Annotated in this window: 1 protein-coding gene; it reads left to right on the top strand. The window is 36.4% G+C overall.

Going from position 1 to position 209, the window contains the following annotated elements; all coding sequences use genetic code 11:
• Positions 1-209, top strand: a 209-nt coding sequence (locus V6256_RS16205) for a DUF7843 domain-containing protein (protein ID WP_481133296.1), incomplete at both ends; no start/stop codon positions are given.

Consider the following 209-nt stretch of genomic DNA (forward strand, 5'->3'; position numbering starts at 1 on the left):
TCACTATTTGCAAATAGCAGCTTTCCATTAAAAAGTATTGCTAAAGAAATTTACTGGTTACAGTTAGGTCACTATCATAGTAACTTTTTTGGTGGTGGGGAAAGTGAGGTCGATGAAGATAGTTTTTTTATTGCTTCTGAGGGTAAAACCAACCCAGCAGCACAGTTACAAGCAACCCTAGATGCCTTTAATGGTAAAAACTTAACAGA

The sequence above is a fragment of the Psychromonas aquatilis genome (genome assembly GCF_038155185.1).
In the GTDB taxonomy this organism is placed as follows: Bacteria; Pseudomonadota; Gammaproteobacteria; order Enterobacterales; family Psychromonadaceae; genus Psychromonas; species Psychromonas aquatilis.